The organism is Methylocaldum sp. RMAD-M, assembly GCF_017832375.1.
GTDB lineage: Bacteria > Pseudomonadota > Gammaproteobacteria > Methylococcales > Methylococcaceae > Methylocaldum.
This window is the reverse complement of sequence record NZ_JAFIBZ010000004.1, coordinates 1-19,322: the sequence shown is the minus strand read 5'-3', so window position 1 is coordinate 19,322 and position 19,322 is coordinate 1. Positions and strand designations below refer to the sequence as shown.

19 protein-coding genes are annotated in these 19,322 nt (G+C 57.4%); 3 read left to right on the top strand and 16 right to left on the bottom strand.

Features of this window, described 5'->3' with window-relative positions; translation table 11 throughout:
• The 10 genes from JOD69_RS05180 to gshB all read right to left on the bottom strand — a co-directional run bounded on the left by JOD69_RS05180 (position 1) and on the right by gshB (position 7,697).
• The gene (locus JOD69_RS05180; RefSeq protein ID WP_077728275.1) at positions 1-567 is read right to left on the bottom strand and encodes a YqgE/AlgH family protein; all 567 of its coding nucleotides are present in this window, start codon (positions 565-567) and stop codon (positions 1-3) included.
• A 216-nt stretch (positions 568-783) separates the two neighbouring features.
• Positions 784-1,530 carry a phosphate/phosphite/phosphonate ABC transporter substrate-binding protein gene (locus JOD69_RS05175; protein WP_086133813.1) on the bottom strand — a complete coding sequence of 249 codons (747 nt, stop codon included), beginning with the start codon at positions 1,528-1,530 and terminating at the stop codon, positions 784-786.
• A 27-nt stretch (positions 1,531-1,557) separates the two neighbouring features.
• Entirely contained in the window at positions 1,558-2,031 is a 474-nt protein-coding gene (locus JOD69_RS05170) for a PAS domain-containing protein (protein ID WP_086133812.1), read from the bottom strand.
• 40 nt (positions 2,032-2,071) lie between these two features.
• On the bottom strand, positions 2,072-2,434 hold the full coding sequence (locus JOD69_RS05165) for a roadblock/LC7 domain-containing protein (RefSeq protein ID WP_077728272.1): 363 nt from the start codon (positions 2,432-2,434) through the stop codon (positions 2,072-2,074).
• A 58-nt stretch (positions 2,435-2,492) separates the two neighbouring features.
• A complete protein-coding gene (locus JOD69_RS05160; protein WP_077728271.1) occupies positions 2,493-3,137 on the bottom strand; it encodes a hypothetical protein in 645 nt (214 codons plus the stop codon).
• The gene (locus JOD69_RS05155; protein ID WP_077728270.1) at positions 3,134-3,676 is read right to left on the bottom strand and encodes an ATP/GTP-binding protein; all 543 of its coding nucleotides are present in this window, start codon (positions 3,674-3,676) and stop codon (positions 3,134-3,136) included. The genes JOD69_RS05160 and JOD69_RS05155 overlap by 4 nt, the downstream gene beginning before the upstream one ends.
• 18 nt (positions 3,677-3,694) lie before the next feature.
• Entirely contained in the window at positions 3,695-4,891 is a 1,197-nt protein-coding gene (locus JOD69_RS05150; protein ID WP_086133811.1) for a hypothetical protein, read from the bottom strand.
• Entirely contained in the window at positions 4,888-5,646 is a 759-nt protein-coding gene (locus JOD69_RS05145; RefSeq protein ID WP_077728268.1) for a hypothetical protein, read from the bottom strand. The genes JOD69_RS05150 and JOD69_RS05145 overlap by 4 nt, the downstream gene beginning before the upstream one ends.
• A gap of 236 nt (positions 5,647-5,882) precedes the next feature.
• Complete coding sequence (locus JOD69_RS05140) at positions 5,883-6,734, bottom strand: energy transducer TonB (RefSeq protein ID WP_077728267.1); 852 nt, start codon at positions 6,732-6,734, stop codon at positions 5,883-5,885.
• A 12-nt stretch (positions 6,735-6,746) separates the two neighbouring features.
• The gene (gene gshB / locus JOD69_RS05135; protein ID WP_086133810.1) at positions 6,747-7,697 is read right to left on the bottom strand and encodes a glutathione synthase; all 951 of its coding nucleotides are present in this window, start codon (positions 7,695-7,697) and stop codon (positions 6,747-6,749) included.
• A 101-nt stretch (positions 7,698-7,798) separates the two neighbouring features.
• Between gshB and rpmB the strand changes: the two genes are divergently transcribed.
• Positions 7,799-8,035: a 50S ribosomal protein L28 gene (gene rpmB, locus JOD69_RS05130; RefSeq protein ID WP_077728265.1), complete on the top strand. Its 237-nt coding sequence runs from the start codon at positions 7,799-7,801 to the stop codon at positions 8,033-8,035.
• Between the two features lie 14 nt (positions 8,036-8,049).
• Positions 8,050-8,205 carry a 50S ribosomal protein L33 gene (gene rpmG, locus JOD69_RS05125; RefSeq protein WP_077728264.1) on the top strand — a complete coding sequence of 52 codons (156 nt, stop codon included), beginning with the start codon at positions 8,050-8,052 and terminating at the stop codon, positions 8,203-8,205.
• Between the two features lie 321 nt (positions 8,206-8,526).
• Here rpmG and JOD69_RS05120 read toward each other — a convergent pair whose 3' ends face one another.
• The 6 genes from JOD69_RS05120 to JOD69_RS05095 form a co-directional block, all read right to left on the bottom strand.
• Positions 8,527-9,477 (bottom strand): acetylxylan esterase, encoded by a 951-nt coding sequence (locus JOD69_RS05120; protein ID WP_240506883.1) that lies wholly within the window; start codon positions 9,475-9,477, stop codon positions 8,527-8,529.
• 55 nt (positions 9,478-9,532) lie between these two features.
• Complete coding sequence (locus JOD69_RS05115) at positions 9,533-10,984, bottom strand: class I SAM-dependent DNA methyltransferase (RefSeq protein ID WP_086133809.1); 1,452 nt, start codon at positions 10,982-10,984, stop codon at positions 9,533-9,535.
• A gap of 332 nt (positions 10,985-11,316) precedes the next feature.
• On the bottom strand, positions 11,317-12,819 hold the full coding sequence (locus JOD69_RS05110) for an ATP-binding protein (protein ID WP_205780997.1): 1,503 nt from the start codon (positions 12,817-12,819) through the stop codon (positions 11,317-11,319).
• Complete coding sequence (locus tag JOD69_RS05105; protein ID WP_086133808.1) at positions 12,812-14,350, bottom strand: restriction endonuclease subunit S; 1,539 nt, start codon at positions 14,348-14,350, stop codon at positions 12,812-12,814. Before JOD69_RS05105 ends, JOD69_RS05110 begins: the two co-directional genes overlap by 8 nt.
• Before the next feature lie 14 nt (positions 14,351-14,364).
• Complete coding sequence (locus tag JOD69_RS05100; protein ID WP_086133807.1) at positions 14,365-17,145, bottom strand: type I restriction-modification enzyme R subunit C-terminal domain-containing protein; 2,781 nt, start codon at positions 17,143-17,145, stop codon at positions 14,365-14,367.
• A gap of 141 nt (positions 17,146-17,286) precedes the next feature.
• Positions 17,287-17,523, bottom strand: a complete 237-nt coding sequence (locus tag JOD69_RS05095) for a hypothetical protein (RefSeq protein ID WP_240506882.1) — start codon at positions 17,521-17,523, stop codon at positions 17,287-17,289.
• Between the two features lie 469 nt (positions 17,524-17,992).
• On the opposite strand from JOD69_RS05095, the gene JOD69_RS05090 reads away from it, so the two are divergent.
• On the top strand, positions 17,993-19,012 hold the full coding sequence (locus tag JOD69_RS05090) for an aldo/keto reductase (protein WP_086133806.1): 1,020 nt from the start codon (positions 17,993-17,995) through the stop codon (positions 19,010-19,012).
• The last annotated feature ends 310 nt before the right edge of the window (positions 19,013-19,322 follow it).

Genomic DNA, 19,322 nt, shown 5'->3' with positions numbered 1-19,322 from the left:
TTAGCCGTGCCCCGCTTGAGAGGACAGAAGTGAAATATCCACGCCCATCAGTTCGGCGGCGGCCTTCCAGCGATGGGCCGGCGCATAATCGAACAGAATGGCGTCGTCGGCGGGCGCACTCAGCCAGGAGTTCTCGACGATTTCCCGTTCCAGCTGTCCCTTTCCCCAGCCGGCGTATCCCAGCGCCACCAGGACCTTTTGGGGTCCCTTGCCAATGCTCATGGCTTCCAAGATGTCGCGGGAGGTGGTGAGGGAAATGGAGTCCGATACCTTCAGGGTGGAATTCCAGTTACCGCCCGGCTCGTGAAGGACGAAGCCGCGTTCGGCCTGCACCGGCCCGCCGAAGTAAACGGGAATTTGGCCTATGGCGGATTCCTGGATATCGATCTCCATTTGCTGCATCACATCGCCCAAGGTCAGCTCGGACGGGCGATTGATAATGATACCCAATGCGCCTTCCGGACTGTGTTGGCACAGATAAGTGACGGTGCGGGCGAAAAAGGGGTCCGTCATCCCGGGCATGGCGATCAGAAAGTTGTTGGTGAGGTTCGCGATCGCTTCAATCATGGTCATAGTATCGGGGTAGACCGACGAGGCTGCAAGTCAGTTCACGGAAAGGCTGAAATTTCTTGTGGTACTCCAATCGCGCTCAAAGCGCGGAGCATAATCCTATGCGTGAAGCGAGGATCGTCAGCTTGGTGGATACGGGAACAGCGGCGATGTGCGAAAAGCTTCGCAGTCGAGCGCAGAGGCTCCCGGTATTTTGATCGGGTGATCTCGTGCTCAGGTCACAAAGGTGTCCATGAGATCGATCATGAATTCCATCTCTTCGTCGTCGACCCGTTCCCAGCGGGGGATCTTCAGCGCTGCGAGAGCACTCTTGCCCTTGTCGTTTTCGGACATGGCCAGCAGCGCGCCGAGCAGGCGGTCTCGGTGATCCGCGAGCCTAGGGCTTATCATCAGCGCGTGATGGACCACCTGGATCTGGCTGTTGACCAATGCCCGCAGTTGCTTGCGTATGACCGAAGAGAGATCGTTGAACGCCTCGGCGAGAAAAACGCCTGCATCGCAGTAGCCTTTGAGCAATTCCTTGGCGACCAGCACATAGGAGTCGCAGACTTTTAGTTCGACCGATGCGGCATCGAGGTCGGCCGGCTCCAGCATGATCATGCCCATCATGTGGACATCGGGGTCTTCGGTGGTCGCCAGCTTGATCGAGCCGGGCAAATCTTCGACCTGAAGGTAAGGGCGTTCGGTACTCACCGCGATAACCGCCTCGTCCGCCTTGCCTTCCGGCTTGACCAAGGGTTTGAAGCCTTTTTCCCGCACCAGCATGGCGGCATCGTAAGGGTTGGCGTAGATCAGATCGATTCGGTCGGACTTGATGGCGTCCCGCTGACTGTGGAAGTCGTCATACAATTGCAAATGAAATGCCTCGCCCAAGGCCTTTTGCAACCAAGTATTGAAAATGAACCAGCCGGACAGGTGCTCGGGCGTAAAATCCGGGCTTACGGTGAAAACGTGGGGCATGGCATAGTCCTCGCGGAGTCGAGACGCTCAAAACAAGGTGGGATAGAGTTTCATGCATTCGGCGACTTTCTGTCGGGACGGCTTGCGCCGGACCGAGGTATAGCCGATGACCTGGGCGTTTCGAATGTTCGGGATAACCGTGGCCTTGACCCAGTAGAAACCGCCGTCCTTGCGCAAATTCTTGACATAGCCCTGCCATTTTTCGCCGCGCCGCAAGGTTTCCCAAAGATCCCGGAAAGCTGCCGGCGGCATATCGGGATGCCGCAGAATGTAGTGTGGCGCGCCGATCAGTTCTTCCTTGGAATATCCCGACATGTCGACGAAGGATTGGTTGACATGGGTGATGATGCCGGCCGGATCGGTGCGAGAAACGATCAAGCGTCCGTCCGGATAGGGCGACTCGATGTCGGTTACCAGCACTTTCCGGCGAGTCCCGTCGAAATGGACGAGCGTATGTTCTCGGTAGGCCCCGACGATATCTTCGGGCTTCATGTCTTGCATGGCGGCCTCTTGGAACTACGGTGGTCGGGCTGTACGCCGGTCAAATCAGGCCGGCTATGCTTTCGGCCGCCCGTTTTACGTCCAGAAAGATCAGACCCAACTTGGCATTGGGCTTGGCCATCACGGTCAGCACCGCTTCCTTGCCGGCATAAGTCATCAGCACGTATCCCCTGTCGCCTTTGATGAGCACCTGCTCGAGCGTACCCCGCGACAGTTCCTGGGCGGTCCTGTCGCCCAGGGACAGCATGGCGGCGCTCATGGCACCCACCCGATCCTCGTCCAGGTTTTGAGGCAATACGGCCGCCATCATCAAGCCGTCCGTCGAAATGACGCCGGAAGCTTCGATGTCGGCCGATGTGCCGTTCAACTCACTCAAAATGGAAGTCAACATTTCTGCACGCATAACTGAACCTCGCTCGCACTCGGATGATTCGGGAAAATTCGTTCTTGATTTATTTGCATCAGCTGCCGACGCCGGCATAGCGGCGGCTCAATATCCAGACCAGGGTAACGAAATCCGGCTGGTTGAACCTCGGCATTCCCGCGGCGACCAGCACGAATCGCTCTTTCCCCAGGTATAGCGGCCAAAATCCCACTTTGCTGTTGCCCGCCGAGTCCACTACGGACCAGGCGCTCGAATTGAGCCCCAGGTTGTTGAGCAAGAGACCCGAGCGACGCTCATGCAGATTGGCCAAATCGGCGCTGAGCGCCGACAGCTCCTCGGCGACTTCGTGGGGAAAACCGTGGGTCGCAAGATAGAACCCTTGGCTGTCGGCCAACAGAACCTTGGCTTGGCTGCTGAGCTGGCTCAGCAGTTCGGGCAGGATTTCGGAAAGAGGCTGATTCGGGCATTTCAGCGGCGCCTTCAACCCTTGCAGCCATTTCGCTTCTTGTGCATGGTGCAGCATGGCATAGGCCCTTTCGGCGTCCTCGATAGCCGACCAGTCTTTCAGGCCGGCCAGGGTGAGCGCTGGGCTGGACTCCATCTGCAGCAAGTTTCTGATGAGCTGTTTGGCTGGGGTGTGCGCCTTGGTCGTGACCGCATGGTAGGCGCCGCCTGGCGTCGGATGAAGATAAAGGTGCTCCGCCAGCGCGTAGTCCTTCATTGATCCTCCAGCCCCGGATCGATGGAGTAGAGCAGCGCCTGTACCAGCAGAGAAACGTCTTTCTTGCGCCGGGCGTCGACCTCGAAAATCGGCGGATTCAGACCGGTCGCTTCCAACTGGCGATGGTAGTCCGATACCAGAGGCGTTGCACGGACGTCCATTTGGGTGACGCCTATGACCAAGCTCGTGGCCTCGATGAAGCTGCCGAATTTGTTCAAGAAAAAGCGCAGATCCTGGAAGGGATCGGCGCGGGTGTTGTCGAGCAGCAGCACCAGGCCGATGCCTCCGGTGGTCAGAATGTCCCACATGAAGTCGAACCGCTCCTGTCCCGGCGTTCCGTACAGATGAATCTTTTCCCCGCCGGGCAAAGTCATCATCCCGTAGTCGAGCGCGACCGTGGTCGAAGCTTTCCGGCTTTTGGTCATATCGCTGGCGACTTGGTCCGTTTTGACCGGCGGAACATCACTGAGCGAGGTGATGGCGGTCGTTTTCCCAGCGCCCACGGGTCCGGTGAAAATGATTTTGTTGTACTGAATCACGATTCGATTCCGCTCCCGTCAAGACATTTTCAAGTGTTTCAAAATCTTCCCGAGAAAGGACGTGCGCTCCGGCTCCGGTCTGGCGGTCGACGCCTGAATTTCCGCGCGGGCCGTCTGCTGTTTCGGCCGTTGCTCTATCAGTCGCAAGGCATGAGCGGCGCTGATGAAGGCAAACACATACTGCTGCCGTATGCCTAAAATCTGCGCCGCCTCGCATACGGTATGGGGGCTGTGATACAACAGTGCTGCGATTCGCATGGTATGAGGGATCAGCAGGAAGCGGGTCAGATTGGGCCAGTGTTTGAGGGCTACCTCGTGTTCGAACGAGATGTCCACAGGGATCTTGCCTTTTGACGTCCAGATCGCCATCTTCCATAAGAAGGCATCCAGCGAGATCATCCGGCTCGGATCGAGCTCGGCCTGGCCGGTGTCGATCGGCGTAACTTTCAGATCCTTGGCGGTTTGCGCGCGGGGTCCGCTGATATCCATATGCGCAAGATTGTTAATGCGAATCGCGCAGGCGGCGCGCAATTGAGCTTCGTCTGCGTTGATCCATATCCGTCGAATCTGTGGAAAGACGACCAGCGGCTTCCATGGCGTTTCCACCCGCAAAGCCTGTTGATGCGAAATGGCGAGCGCGCAGGCCGATTCGAAGCTCCCCTGCAGAAAATCCTTGGGATCGTAGCGGACCGCCGCAGCCTGTTCGGGAACGGTCGGATCGATGTCGTCGCGGACGCCCAGAAAGCTCATGAAGCTTTGCTCATCCATTAGGGCGGCCACTTTGGATACGGATCCATCCGATTTTTCCGGCGCAACGACCGCCCGTAACGGAGTCGGGCGGGTTTCCGGCTCCGGCTTTCCGGCTTGCCGCGGTTGGCGGCCTTGGAGAATTTGCCGGACGCGCCGGATCGCCTGCAGCATGCTCTCAGCTTGGACCGGTTTCTTCAAAAAAACGGTCTCGGGCGAAGACGCACGGTCGTTCAGGGAAAGCAGGATAAGGACCCGGTCGGGATGGGTTTGCCGTTCCCGATCCAGCAATTCGGCCGCCCTCTGTGCGTCCATGTCGATCATACAGGCTTCCGCTTCTTCTCCGTCGCCGACGATCTCGGCCTGGTTTCGGCAAGGGCCGTGCAGGAACATCTTGAACAGTTTCGCAGTCCGCTCGTCCATCCCTAGAACCGCCAACCTTAATGGCGCGATGGCAAAATCGGTCATGGGGTATGTTCCTTTCGCAGATATCGTTCGCACTCGTCCCAAATCGCCGGCAAGGGGTCCATGATCGCCCGAAGCTTTTCACGCGTGTGCAAGAAATTGTCGAGATCACCGGTCGCCCGATACAGCAGCAGTAGTTCCTCAAGTAAATCGGTTCGCTCAGGCAGTCGGAACAATGCGCCTTCCAGTACCGCTCTCGCTTGGTCGATCTGGCTGTATTCGATGTGTTCCCGCGCTTCCACCAGCGGGTCGCGTTCTTCGTCCGAGGCATCGATCGACACCTGGACCAAATTCAGCGAACCGATGACGCCGGGGGCAAGAACCGATTGCCCGGCCGGCGGCAGCTCGGCCCAATCGGGCGTGTTTCCGCATTCAAGCCATCGATCGAGACGCGCATAGCAATCCTTCCTCAACCGATCCCGCGCCCCTGTCAGCAATCGCTTGCGGAGAGAGGGTCCCCTGTGTTCCAGGGCAATGAAAAGGTCCAACAAAGCGGCGTACAGGCCGTCTCGGTCGTTTTGATGGTAGTGGTGCAACACCCGCTGAGTGTGTCGCAGCAAGTTGTCGGGAACCGCAGACACGGAATGGGCCAGATAATCTGCGACGTCGTTTTCTGTGCCTAGGCAGAGCGGATTCGGTTGGAGCGAGTCCTCGATCAGAAAGGCCGGTTCGGCAAAATTCCCTGGACCAACGTCGGGCCCTGCCTCACCGCATCGCGGCAAGGCCGGTCGCTGAGCTTGGGAGAGATAATCGACCATCGGTGTTCTTAATGAGGAAACGGCTAGGCAATTAACAGGGATAAGGTGGACGGCTCTCTACAGGGTCGGCGGACATCGTTCTAAAGGGAAGATTCAGTCAGCGGACCCAGGCGTCCTGGCCGGACACATCAAGAATAGTCGGTTTTTGGGGGAAGGCTAGGCGGTGGAAGGCTGCCTGGACAGGCGCTCGGACGTTATGGCGGAGAGTCCGAGCTTGCAGGGAAAGCTGGGGTGAATCAGGGGCCGGTTTGGAGACGGTGATCGTTCTCGAACCGCCAGGTGCGGGTGATGATCAAAACATCCGCTTCCTGTTTCAGCTCTTGGGGAAAAGGTGCGAAGGGAGCGGCAAGCTGCACGATATTCGTTGCGGCGTCGTCCAGAACTTGATGGCCGGAAGAATGCCGGACCTGTATGCTGTACACGGTTCCGTCCGGCTTGATGCCGACGCTCAGAAGCAGGCTTCCGGAAAGATTCCGGCGGCGGGCTTCGTCGGGATAATTAAGATTGCCGATACGCTCGATTTTGTCCTGCCAGGCCTTCTCGTAGGCAGCGGCCTTGTATTTGTGGGCGTTCACCGAGTTGATGTAAACCAGCTTGGGACGGCGGGCATAGTCTTCCCGCGATTTGTTCAGTTCGGCGCTCAATTCGGCAATCTGCTGGCTGAGCGCCGCGGCGGTGAGCTTTACGGGCTGCGGTTCCGGCAGTATCTCCGTGCCTTGATCCGTGACGATCTTCTTTTCGGATTTTTCCTGTCTCAGCACGCGTTTGAGTTTGGCTTCCTGAACATGCGCGGGATTGGGCGCGTTTTCGGTTTGCTGGCCCTGTCCTTCCTGCGGTGTGGGCTGGTTCCTCGGAATCGCCTTTTCGGTATGGGTTCCGCTGCCTATCTGGTTGTCCGGAGCGAGAAAGTCGGCCTTTTCCGGAGCCTTCTGCGAAGCATTTCGCACCAGAGCGATGGTCAAGGATTTCTTGATTTCCGGGTGCTTGGGCATTTCGAAGCTGACGCCCAGGATGAGAACGGCGTGTGCGATGCCGGCAAAAACCAGGGATAGAAGAAAGCGGTCGGAAAAAACCTTTTCGGTATTCATGAGTCGACGTTATTAAGCCCGCACAACGGACTCGATATGATTCATCAGCAAGGCACTGATATTCAAGCCGAACAGTGCATCCAGCTCCTGCACGCAGGTCGGGCTGGTCACGTTCACTTCGGTCAGATAGTTTCCGATCACGTCCAGTCCCACGAATACGAGTCCTCTTTCGCGAAGCGTCGGACCTACTTGCTCGGCGATCCAGCGATCCCGCGGGGTCAGTTCGCGTCCCTCCGCGCGTCCTCCGGCGGCGAGATTCCCGCGGCTTTCTCCCAGCGCGGGGATACGGGCGAGAGCATAAGGAACCGCCTCGCCGTTCACTAGCAGGATGCGCTTGTCGCCGTCGACGATTTCCGGCAGATAGCGTTGAGCCATGACGAAGCGCGAGTTGTGCCGGGTCATGGTTTCCAGGATGACGCTCAGATTGGGGTCTTTTTCCGCGATGCGGAAAATCGAGGCGCCGCCCATGCCGTCCAGGGGCTTCAGGATGATTTCGCCCTGTTCGTGCAGAAATTCGCGGATCTTGTGCCCTTCCCTGGCCACCAGGGTCGGCGGGCAGCACTGCGGAAACCAGGCGGTAAAGAGCTTTTCGTTCGCATCGCGCAGCGAGCGGGGTTTATTGACCACGTAAAGCCCCTGGTTTTCGGCGCATTCCAAGAGATAGGTGGCGTAGATGTATTCCTGGTCGAAAGGCGGGTCCTTGCGCATCAACACCACGTCCAGGGAATCCAGCGGCGCGACCGTCTCGCCGAGGAAGCTGAACCAGGACTGCTGGTTGCGCTCCACGCTCAGGCGGCGCATCCGCGCATAGGTGCGTCCGTCCCGCAAATAAAGATCGTTGAGCTCCATGTAATGGAGCTCGTAACCCCGCGACTGGGCCTCCAGCAGCATGGCGAAGCTGGTGTCTTTGTGGATTTTGATTTTTCCGATGGGATCCATGACGATCCCGAGCTTTAGACTCATAGCGATTTTTCCGTAATAGGAGGAGCGCGGCTTGACTTAAAAACCTTGAATCATATATAAAGCCTGATTTCCGTTCCAGCTAGGCGAGTTAGAGGTCAACCATGTCCAGAGTATGCCAGGTGACGGGCAAGCGCCGTATTGTAGGCAATAACGTCTCGCACGCTAACAATAAGACGAAGCGCCTGTTCAATCCGAATCTGCACCAGCACCGTTTTTGGGTCGAAAGCGAAAACCGTTGGGTAAGCCTTCGCGTTTCCAGCCAGGGAATGCGCATCATCGACAAGAAGGGTATCGATGCCGTTTTGGCGGATATCCGCAAGCGCGGCGAAAAAGTCTAATCGAGGTCTGAACCATGCGCGACAAAATCAAATTGGTATCGAGCGCCGGCACCGGCCATTTTTACACGACCACCAAGAACAAGCGGAACATGCCGGAAAAGATGGAGATCAAGAAATTCGATCCCGTCGTCCGCAAGCATGTCCTGTACAAGGAAGCGAAAATCAAATAATCCGTGATTTGTCCGGGTCGCGGACCCAAATGACCTCCGTGATCCGGCTTATCGCCCGGCCGTTCCATTGAGCCGAGGCGGTCAGCCCGCCTTTTTTCGGCTCGATTCAAGATTAGTTCATTCGCTCGGCTGCGTAATCTGAGACCGGGCGCCGTCCTCACCGGAAACCCGCCTCGCTCCAAGCGGTTCGAAAAATCATTCGAGTTTAGTAGGTCGGCAATCCCTTGCCGACAAAGCTCCTCGCCGACCTACGAATTTTTCGGTCCTCACTGAAAAACCGCGGCGAAAAGCTCTTTAGCGGCACAGGAAATTTCGCCCTGCCTAGAGCGGTTCGAAAAAAGCGCCAAGCTCCGCCAGCAACGCCCGCTCCTCCTCGAGCCGTTCCGGATAATCGGAATGGCCGGCTTTGAGCACGAACAAGCGTTTCGGTCCCGCCAGGGCATTATAGATGGCGAATTGGCCGGGCGGTGCGACGAACGGATCGGACAAGGCCGCCGCGACATGAACGGGAATCCGAATGTGCCGCGCGGCGCAGGCGGCGTCGTAGTAGCGTAAGGTTTCCAGCACGGACCCGTGCCGGCGCTCGTATCTTCGGACGGCTTCCCCGCTTCCCAGGGTCGGCAGCGCAAGACGCAAAGGATGATGGCCGAAGGTCGGAACGTTCAGATGGGCCAAGCGAACGCGCGGCTCCCAAGGCAGGGCCAAAGCGCCGATGCCGCCGCCGAAGCTGATACCCGAGTAGCCGATATGCCCCTCGACTTGCGGAAAGACGCTCAGCAGCGCCGAGACCGCCAGCCACAAATCCTCGACGCAGCCGCCCAGGATGTAACGATCGCGCCGGTCGATGCTGTGCAGGACATGACGGGCGGGGTTGTCCGGCAGGCGCGGGTCGCGGCTCAAGGAAAGCCCGCGGAAGCAGGGAAACAACACCGCCGCTTCGCCGACCGGAAGATCGAAATCCGGACCCTCCCGGCCGCCGTAACCGTGCCCCACCACCAGCCCCCGCCGAATCGGTCCGTGTTTGGGACTCAACAGCCAGCCGCCGATCATATAATCGTCCGTCGATCGATAACGGACATCGTAAACATCGAAGTCCGGATGAACGTCTTTGCCGCGAGACAGCTCGGGGTTCGGGTAAACGCTCAGCGCGCGCCGGTAACGGGTTTCCCAGAACTCGGCGAAATCGCCGGGTTCCTCCGGGCAGTCGACCCGAAGCAGCGACTCCAGGGTGTAGCCGTAGGTGGGATCGAAAGGGGGTTTGGCGGAAATCACCGTGTTCTTTCTCGGATGATCCTAAATCAGCAGTGGTCTCGCCGTACGAGTGCGCTCATCGGGCTAATCCAGCCGCGACATCGCGGAACGCGGCCAACGCCGCTTCCAGATGGTCGATGATCTCCTGCTGCAGCACATCCGGCGGCGGCAAGTCGTCCAGGTTATCGAGGCTGTCGTCCTTGATCCAGAAAATGTCCAGGCTGGCCTTGTCGCGGGCGATCAATTCGTCGTAGCCGAAGTACTTGAAGCGCTTGGTTTCTTTTCGCTCATGCCGGTTTTCGGGGTGATAGCAGTCGATGAAGTCACGCAAATCGTCCAGCTTGAGCGGCTTGGTCTTCAGCGTGAAATGCCTGTTGGTGCGGAGATCGTAGAACCACACGCCCTTCGTGTGCACCTTGCCGTCCTTGGGTTTGGCGTCGAAAAACACTACGTTGGCTTTCACGCCCTGCGCGTAGAAGATGCCTGTCGGCAAGCGCAGAATGGTATGTACGTCGCAGGTTTCCAAAAGTTTCCGGCGAATCTTCTCGCCGGCGCCGCCCTCGAACAGCACATTGTCCGGCAGCACCACCGCCGCCTTGCCGTCTGGCTTGAGCATGCCGACGATGTGTTGCAGGAAATTGAGCTGTTTATTCGAAGTGGTTTCCCAAAAATCCTGGCGCTCGTAGGTGAGGGCATCCCGGTCCTCCTCGCCTTCACCATTTGTGATGGTCATGCTGCTTTTCTTGCCGAAAGGCGGATTGGCCAGCACGTAGTCGAAGCGCTGGGAAGGTTCGGCGATCAGCGCGTCTGCGCGCTGGATCGTCGGTTCGCTGTCCAGATCGCCGATGTTGTGCAAGAACAGATTCATCAGGCACAAGCGGCGCGCGCCGGCGACGATCTCGTTGCCGAAAAAGGTCTTGTGCCGTAGGAATTCCGCCTGTTTCTTGTTCAGACCCTGGCGCAGCAGCCACGCTTGCGCGCCGAGAAAGAAGCCGCCCGTGCCGCAAGCGGGATCGGCGATGGTCTTCATCGGTTCGGGGCGCACGCATTCCACCATGGCCTGGATCAAGGGCCGCGGGGTGAAATATTGGCCGGCCCCGCTCTTGGTGTCTTCCGCGTTTCTTTGCAGCAGTCCTTCGTAAAGATCGCCCTTGGTGTCGGTATCCATGCCCACCCAGTTTTCCGCATCGATCATCTGTACCAGCCGCGCGAGCTTGGCGGGGTCCTGGATCTTGTTCTGCGCCTTGAAGAATATCGCCCCGAGCATGCCCGGCTCGTTGCCCAGCTTGTGCAAGACGGCCAGATAGTGCGCTTCCAGCGGTTCGCCCGTCTTCGACCTCAGGCTGCCCCAATCGTAACCTTGGGGGATATGGGTATCGCGGTTGTAAGGTTCCTGGGCGTATTCGTGCGCCATCTTCAGGAACAGCAGATAAGTGAGCTGTTCCAGATAATCGCCGTAGCTCACGCCGTCGTCGCGCAGGGTGTGGCAGAAGTTCCAAACTTTTTGGATAAGGGTGGAGGCGTTCATCTCTATGGAGATAATAAAATTTTTATAAGTGTTTGAAAAACAAATAAAATGTAATGGTTTATGGTTTATTATCCAGTCCGAAAGATAATAACGATCTCTCGGTCTGTTCATACAGGCTCGAATGTGGATTTGTTGCGGCTTGTTAGATCGGCCGCTATCTCCCGATGACCGCCGAGCAAGTTTCGGTGTCAAGCAATCAAACGCCTGAGTTGCGAGCAAACGGGTTGCCTTCCGGTACAGTCACCTTAGAACAGGGTGCAGATGCAGTTCGTGTCGACTAAGCTCGTCCGAGATAATAAACAATCTTGTAAGAACTTGTTTGTAAATGAGTTTTAAGCGATGTCGTCGTTATTATCTTCGGTATCGGATAATAAATCCGGCTGTCTTCCCGTTTCCGTTTGTGTCGGCTTGCGATAAGCCATATTACGCTTGGCTCGACCCTCTACTTGCTCTAATACTCCTTGATCAACCCAGCGTTTGAGCATTTTCGAAGCACGTAACGTGTCAACGCCGGCAATCTGGCAGAGGTCGGCATTCCCGATTGGGCCATTGCGGTCGATCCAGTCGCTAACCTGCTCCCAGATAGGAGGCCGCTCTTCATTGAGCAGGGTTACCGAAACGGATTCTGGCGCTTGCTCGCGTAACTCTCGGTACACGGGCGGATAGAGGTTATTAGCGCGCATAAGATTGAACATCATGCGCACTCCCTCTCCGGCATCCACATTCGGTGGTTCAGAAAATTCTCGTAGATTACGTGCAATCAAAGGGTTGCGTGCAAATGAACCGGCGCGATGAATATTGGCGGGGGTTATTCGCCCCGGAAACAGGCCCGGGCTGAATACTTCGATGCGATTGTCGAAAATGCGGATCTGAATATCGCGGTTCAGTCGGTAGTCACGATGGATGACGGCGTTGGTGATAGCTTCTTTAATGACACGTTCCGGATATCGGTGCACGGTGCGAAAGCCGGACGCGGCCAAGGTTAGACCAGCCGCAAGCTCTTCCAACAAGTAAGCATGGGCTTGCGCGATTTGCCGGTAGAGGGGGCCACTGATTGTTTTTGGCGGTTTCTTCAAGTTGGGGACTTCACCTTCCTCAACCACATTTCCGCGGTAGTGAAACACTCGAATGTCGGCGCGCGACCCGATGCCCGCCAACAAGGCCCCAGGTTCATCGGCAAACAGCAAAACAGCGGCTCGAACCGGTTGCAATTCATTGCCGACCCTCTTTGCCAAACCCAATCGGTAAAGTCGATCTCGCAAATCGCCGCTGAGCAATCCCCGACCCTGCAGAAAGAGCCGCCAAGCGTCGGTATCCAACAGATCGAAATCGACCGATACCGGTTCCGATTCTGCACTTTTAACGCCGCGTCGGTATGAAAGTTCGGTGATTTCGCTCGCGTTCATCTCCCGGTTGCTGGCTTCACCGCGTGACCAGGTACCGTCATCGAGAATCGAGTGCACCTTATCACTGGCAGGCACATGAAGCGCCATAACTGTGCCGTCCATGCCATTTCGCAGCGTGCACGGTATCCGCACGGCGGTGATGCCTTCAACTGCCGGTAGTAAGTGAGTATTGAGCTTGCGCAGCAACTCGTCCACGGCTTCCCGGTTTTCATCAATACCGTACAGACGGTCCCATTCCTTGGCCTTGGTTGTATCATCTACACCCAGCACCAGCCAACCGCCGCGAGTATTCGCAAAGGCGCATACGGTCTCCAGCGCCTTGCCCACCATCTTGCCGGAGACACGCTTGGTTTCGAGTTGCTGAGTTTCACCCGAAGCCAGCACCGTTTTCAGAAAGGGTTCGGCTTTTTCCCTTTTCCATTCAAGCATGAGAGGTCTTCCTTTGCCGATGCCGCGACTTATCTTTTTCCTTCGCCTCCCGCTCGGCACGAATGCGCTCCAGCAGCACGCTGGCAGGTTCGTCGTTCGGATCTTGCGGCACGAGCTGGCCGGAGAAGGCGGCTTTGAGGATGTTTTTGCGTTGGGCGGCGGATTGTTTGAGCGAGTGCTCAATCGTGGCGTTTTGGGCAATAGCTTGAGATATCGCTTGATCCAGTACAGCCACAATAGCCTTAGTCTCATCTAACGGCGGTAACGGAAATGGAATGCTTTCAACGATTGATTTATTTAGCGCTGGCTGATTGTTTCCGCTACTTCCGCGGCGTGTTTCTTCGTAACGGGACCATAGCCAAAAATATACGTATTCCGGTGGGATAGCTGTTTCGCTAACCCAAATAGCCGCACAGTTCTGATTGTTTGCAGCCTCGATATCTAAGATTGCAACCTGCCCACGGGTCTTGCCCTCACCGATCATGCCAAGCAACACACTTCCGACCGGGTTGATTTGCGTACTGGAATTATTCAGCCCTTCCCAGGTAATTCGTTCTTTTGTTTCAGTAATCCGACTAAATCGAACCTCACCGGAACTCACCCATGGGATAGTGCCGTTCCAATAATCTGGTTTTTTTCTACTGGGGGTTGCGCCTACGACGACATGAAAACATTCACCGATAGAGCTCCACACCCACCCCTCCGGCAATTCCGGCAAATTGGACGTATCCGGTTTGACCGGTTCGGGGTATTTGGCTTGCCAGTCTTTCGGCGGGGTTTTGCCTTGTTGCTTGAATTTGGCGAGCTGCCTGGCTTCCCAGCGGGCTCGGCGCTCTTTGAGGATGCGTTCCAGCAGTTGTGCGCCGGTTTCCTGGGGTTTGTTCTTGGCACGCCATTCGGCGGTGAGCGCGCCTTCCACCGCCGCTTTCAACAGCGATTGGCGGTATTGCGCTAGCTTCTTTTGCGCGGCCTTGAGTTCGGCCACGCCCGCGTCGAGATCGGAGAGCAGTTCTTCAAGCTTTTCGACGATGCGGGTTTGTTCGGCCAGCGGCGGTAATGGCAACTCGATTTCTTCGATGCTTCTCGAAGACAAGTGTTTAACTGTGACCGACGAGGTGGCCGCGTTGATCGCCGCCAAGAAGCCGGGTAGAACGAACTCTAGTAGACGCCCCGAGTAATAGCGCTCATCAGCCGTTAGCTTGCAGACTCGCTGGTTCAATAGAGCTGGACCGGATCGCCAGCGAGCACAGTTGAAGTCGCCGTCCATCCCGATCAATAGTTCTCCGGGTTTCACCAGAAGCTGATTCTCAAATTCGCCAGTGTAGAACGTTTCAGTCGTTCCGGTTAGAACATCGCGGATACGGATGAGCGGTGTGCCGTCCGATGGATGAAACAGACGCGACTCAAACGGAAACCCATTGAGTACATCTGCCACTTCCCGTAGGCAGACGCGTTCCCACGATTCATGCTTTGAGAGAAGACCCGTTCTGTCTTCAGCAATGATTTCTTTGAGACTTTTTGTTAATGCCATCTTGCATCAGCGGCTCACGCCACCAACTCCTCATTCATCTCTTTCATCACTTCATCCAGATCCTTGCCGAACAATTGCCACACCTTTTGCAGCCCGCCCTTGTTGGCGAATTCGGCGTAGTCGAAATCCTCGCGGGTGATGCAGCAGCTCGATGCGATGTGGTCTTTCATCAGCCGTAGCCATTCGGTTTGCTCGGGGGTGAAGGCGGTGGTGCGCCGGGCGTTGTGGCGGAAGATCCACTCCTGGAAGCGCTTATCCACTTGTTCCCGGAAGGGCTTGAGCTCGTCATCCAGTCCGATGGCGAAGCGAACTAGCGCGATCAGGTCGGTGAGCTGGCGTCTGGCATCGGTGCCCTTGACCAGGTTGGTCCCGACGCGGGCATAGGCGCTCCATAGCCGCTCGGTGGTGAGCATCAGCGGCGGGCGGCTCAAGGCGTCGTGCAGTTCTTCGATCATTTCGAAGGTGAGCGCCCGGCGCTGGTAGGGCTGCTGATAGAAGAAGCTCAGGGCGGCGATTTCGTCCTTGTGCCGGGCGATGTAGTCGGCAAAGGTCTGGATCACTTTTTGCGCCTGCGCTTCGGCTTGTTCGCTGAAGCCGGCGAAGGTGAGCTGGTCGAGATTCACGTGGTCGATGATCTGTTCCCGTTCGCGGCGGGCGTTCTCGATCTCGTCGCGCAGTTCCGGCTTGTCGAAGGGCGCGCAGGCGGCGGCGACGCGCTGGGCTCGGGCGACTTGGAGTTCTTCCTCGGTCAACGTGGCTTCGCTCCGGGTAATGCCTTGTGCCTCGGCATTGGCCAGGGCGGTTTCCACGATCTTGTCGGGATCCAGCGCCATGATCAGCGCCTTGCCCAGTTCGCCCACGGACATGCCGCCGGCGTGTTTTTCGATGCGCGCCAGGGCCTTTTCGTCGAGCTGCTTGGCCAGGCGTATCAGGCGGTTGCCGAGGCTAAGCACGGTATCGTCGTCGCGGCTGCCCATCGCGACGCCGAGCAACAGGTCCTTGAGGGGGACGCCGGGCTTTTTCTCCAGCGGGCGGCTTTCGGTCTTGAGCGATTTTTCCACGCTGACGGCGTCGATCAGCACGAACCGGGTCTTGGCGCTGTCGGCGCTGTTGGAAACCCGTTTCAGGTCGTCGAAGCCCAAGCTGCGCACGCCTCGGCCCTTCATTTGCTCGTAGTAGCCGCGGCTCCGCACGTCGCGCATGAACAGCAGGATTTCCAGCGGTTTGACGTCGGTCCCGGTGGCGATCATGTCGACGGTAACGGCGATGCGCGGGTTGTAGTCGTTGCGGAAGCTGGAGAGGACGCTGTCCGGGTCTTCCTCGGCGCGGTAGGTGACCTTTTTGCAGAAGGCGTTTCCCTGGCCGTAAACCTCGCGCACGATCTGGATGATGTCGTCGGCGTGGCTGTCGGTCTTGGCGAAGATCAGGGTTTTGGGCGTTTCTTTTCGGCTGGGGAAGATCTGCGTTTCCACGGCCGTTTTCATGGTCTCGATCACCTTTCGGATCTGGTTGGGGTTGACCACCGATTTATCCAGCTCCTTGCCGGTGTAGACGATGTCTTCCTCGGTTTCGGCCCAGCGTTTCTTGCGGGTCTGGCGGTCGCGGCGGTCGACCCATTCCCTGGCCTTGAGTTCCGCGCCTTTCCTGGTGATCTCGGTTTCGATCTCGTACACGTCGTAGCCCACGTTCACGCCGTCCGCCACCGATTGTTCGTAGGTGTATTCGGCCACGATGTTTTCGTTGAAGAAGCCGAAGGTGCGCTTGTCGGGCGTTGCGGTGAGACCGATCAGGAAGGCGTCGAAGTAGTCGAGCACCTGTTTCCACAGGTTGTAAATACTGCGGTGGCATTCGTCGATGATGATGACATCGAAGGTTTCCACCGGAATGGCCGGGTTGTATCGGACGACCTTGGCCTGCTTCTCGGTTTGCTGCACGTCGAACAGCGACACGTCCTCGGCGGATTCGTCGATGGGTTCGCCGGAAAGAATGGAATACATGCGCTGAATGGTGCTGATGCAAACCTTGGCCGCCGGGTCGACGGTCGAGCCGGAAAGCCGCTGCACGTTGTAAAGCTCGGTGAACTTGCGCGCATCGTCGGGCGGGGTGTAGGCCATGAATTCCTGGTGCGCCTGCCTGCCCAGGTTGCGGGTATCCACCAGAAACAGGATACGCTTGGCCCCGCCGAACTTGAGCAGACGGTAGACGGCCGTGATCGCGGTGAAGGTTTTGCCGGCGCCGGTCGCCATGTGGATCAAGGCGCGCGGCTTATTCCGGGCCAGGGATTCTTCGAGGCCCGTTACCGCGTCGATCTGGCAAGCGCGCAGATTGCGCGTATCCAGCGCCGGCATCCAGGTGTTCAAGCGGCGGCGGAAGGTCTCGGGCTGGCTCAGCCACTCGCTCAGTTGCTCGGGCCTGAAGAAATGGAAAATTTCGCGCGAACGCGGCGCCGGATCGCGCCCATCGGTAAAGCGGATGATCTGGGAAGTCGCTTCGAACAGGAACGGCAGCGGCGTGGTTTGTACCCGCCATTTGAGGGTGGCGTTGGCATAGCGGGCGGTTTGGTTTTCGGCCACGGTCAGGTTCTCGCCGGCTTCGTCGCGCTTGGCCTCGATCACGCCCGCCGCTTCGCGATTGACGAACAGCACGTAGTCGGCCGGACCGGTATCGGTCGGGTATTCGCGCACCGCGACGCCTAGGGCCGCGCCGAGATTGAGGTCTTTAAGGTCTTGGATGGCCCAGCCCGCTTGTTCCAGCTTTTTGTCGATTTGCTGGCGAGCCTTTGTTTCAGGCGTCATGTCTCCCCCCTTCCGATATACCAGCTCAAGGCAAGCCGTGAATTTTTGTAGCCGTTACCGATGGTGCCACGCGTCATTTTAGATGTTTTAAGACGGCTTCTTCACCGATCCAGTTTAGAGCGGTCGTCCGCGATTCCGGCCTTAATCTTTCATTTCGTGCTGATTCAGTTCCGACGCCCCCATCCAATAGCACAGCAAGGGCGCCGGCAGGCGGATGATTTTGCCGTCGGTTTCGGCGGCTGGAGGGAGGCCCGTCAGCGGGCCGATGTCGTCCGGCGATTTGGTGACGACATAGGCGCATTCGGTTTTCTTTTGCGTGCAAAGCTGGATGAGGCCTTTGAGTTCGCGGGCGCCGGGGTGCTGGCTGCGGTATTTCACTTCGAAGGGGATTTAGTGTTTGTAGGTGCGGTCAGGCCGCTGGCCGACAAGCGCGCACGAGACCGTGCCTTTGGGCAGGCTTTGTTTGTGTAGGAACAAATGGAAAGATGAATGCTCCGGATCGAGCGGCGCGGTCATATCGTGTTTGCGGTTTTTGTCGACAGGCGAGAGAGTTCTTCTTGTGAGCGCCACATTAAATTATTGTCGTGTATGCATTGCAATAAACCAATGAAAATGAAATTTCACGCGAAATATGGATGTTTTTGGATGGACTCAGCGGGGAATGGCGAATTTCGATGCATGTCAGGGCGGTCATTCTCTTTCCTTACAAGTACGCGCGTATCCCAATAGGCCGTTCGCGCTGAGCCTGTCGAACGGTTCTTCGGTCCTACTGGAATAGGCTCCTGGTGAGTTTTAATTCCTCGTTCCATCGAATCGTTTTGTAAGAGCTAAAAGAGGAAACAAAACCATGGAATTCAGATCCTTCGGCAATTCCGGGCTGAAAGTCCCGGTTCTCAGTTTCGGCACCGCCACCGCCACTTTCGGCGGTGGAAACGAATATTTCCGCGCCTTCGGAAGCACCGATGTCCAGGAGGCCAGCCGCTTGGTGGATATTTATCTGGACGCGGGCGTCAATCTTTTCGACACTGCAGACACTTATTCTCATGGCTTGTCGGAAGAAATTCTCGGCCAGGCCATCAAAGGGCGCCGGGACAAGGTTCTGATTTCGACGAAATCGACCTATCCGATGAGTGACGACCCCAACGACCGGGGCACCTCGCGCCATCACCTCGTACGCTCCTGCGAAGCCAGCTTGCGGCGACTGAACACCGATTACATCGACATTTACACCATGCACGGATTCGACGAGCTGACGCCGGTCGACGAAACGCTGCGGGCGCTCGACGATCTCGTGCGAAGCGGCAAGGTCCGTTATCTCGCCTGTTCCAATTTTTCCGGCGGGAATTTGATGAAATCGCTGGCTCTCTCGGAAAAATACGGCTGGTCCCGCTATGCGGCTCATCAGGCCTATTACTCGCTGATCGGACGCGATTACGAGTGGGAGCTGATGCCGCTGGCGCTCGATCAAGGCGTCGGAACGGCCGTCTGGAGCCCGCTTGGTTGGGGAAGACTTACCGGGAAAATTCGGCGTAATCAACCTCTCCCGGCGCAAAGCCGGCTCCACAAAACGGCGGAAATAGGACCGCCGGTACCCGATGAACTCGTATATCGCGTCGTGGACTCCCTGGACGAAATAGCGGCGGAAACGGGCAAGACCATGCCGCAGATCGCCATAAACTGGCTCTTGCAGCGCCCGACGGTGTGTACCGTGGTTATCGGCGCCCGCGACGAAGCGCAGCTCAAAGACAACCTCGGCGCAACCGGCTGGAACCTGACTCCCGAACAAATGGCGAAGCTGGATGCCGCGAGCGAAGTGACACCGGTTTATCCCTATTGGCACCAACGGCACTTTCTGGTGAATCCCTGACGGATGTCCGTGTACGACCGTTGAAAAACCGGAACCCTGAGTCAGCGGCATCAAACGGAAATCGTGGTCCGCCGCGGCGTAAGGTAGTTTCAGGCCGATTGGAAAGGCGAATTCATCCGGCCATGAAAAGCGCCGGAAGCGAATGAGAGCCTTTCTCCTAGGCCATTCGCCCTGAGCCTTTGAAGGGTTTTGGAACCTACCGGGATAGGCTCTAATACTACAGTCGCAGTTATGGTGGACGACCACGACAGCGGCGTCGGTAATGGCACTGCCTGGCGCGCCACTGATGACGGCGCCGCCAGAGTGACCA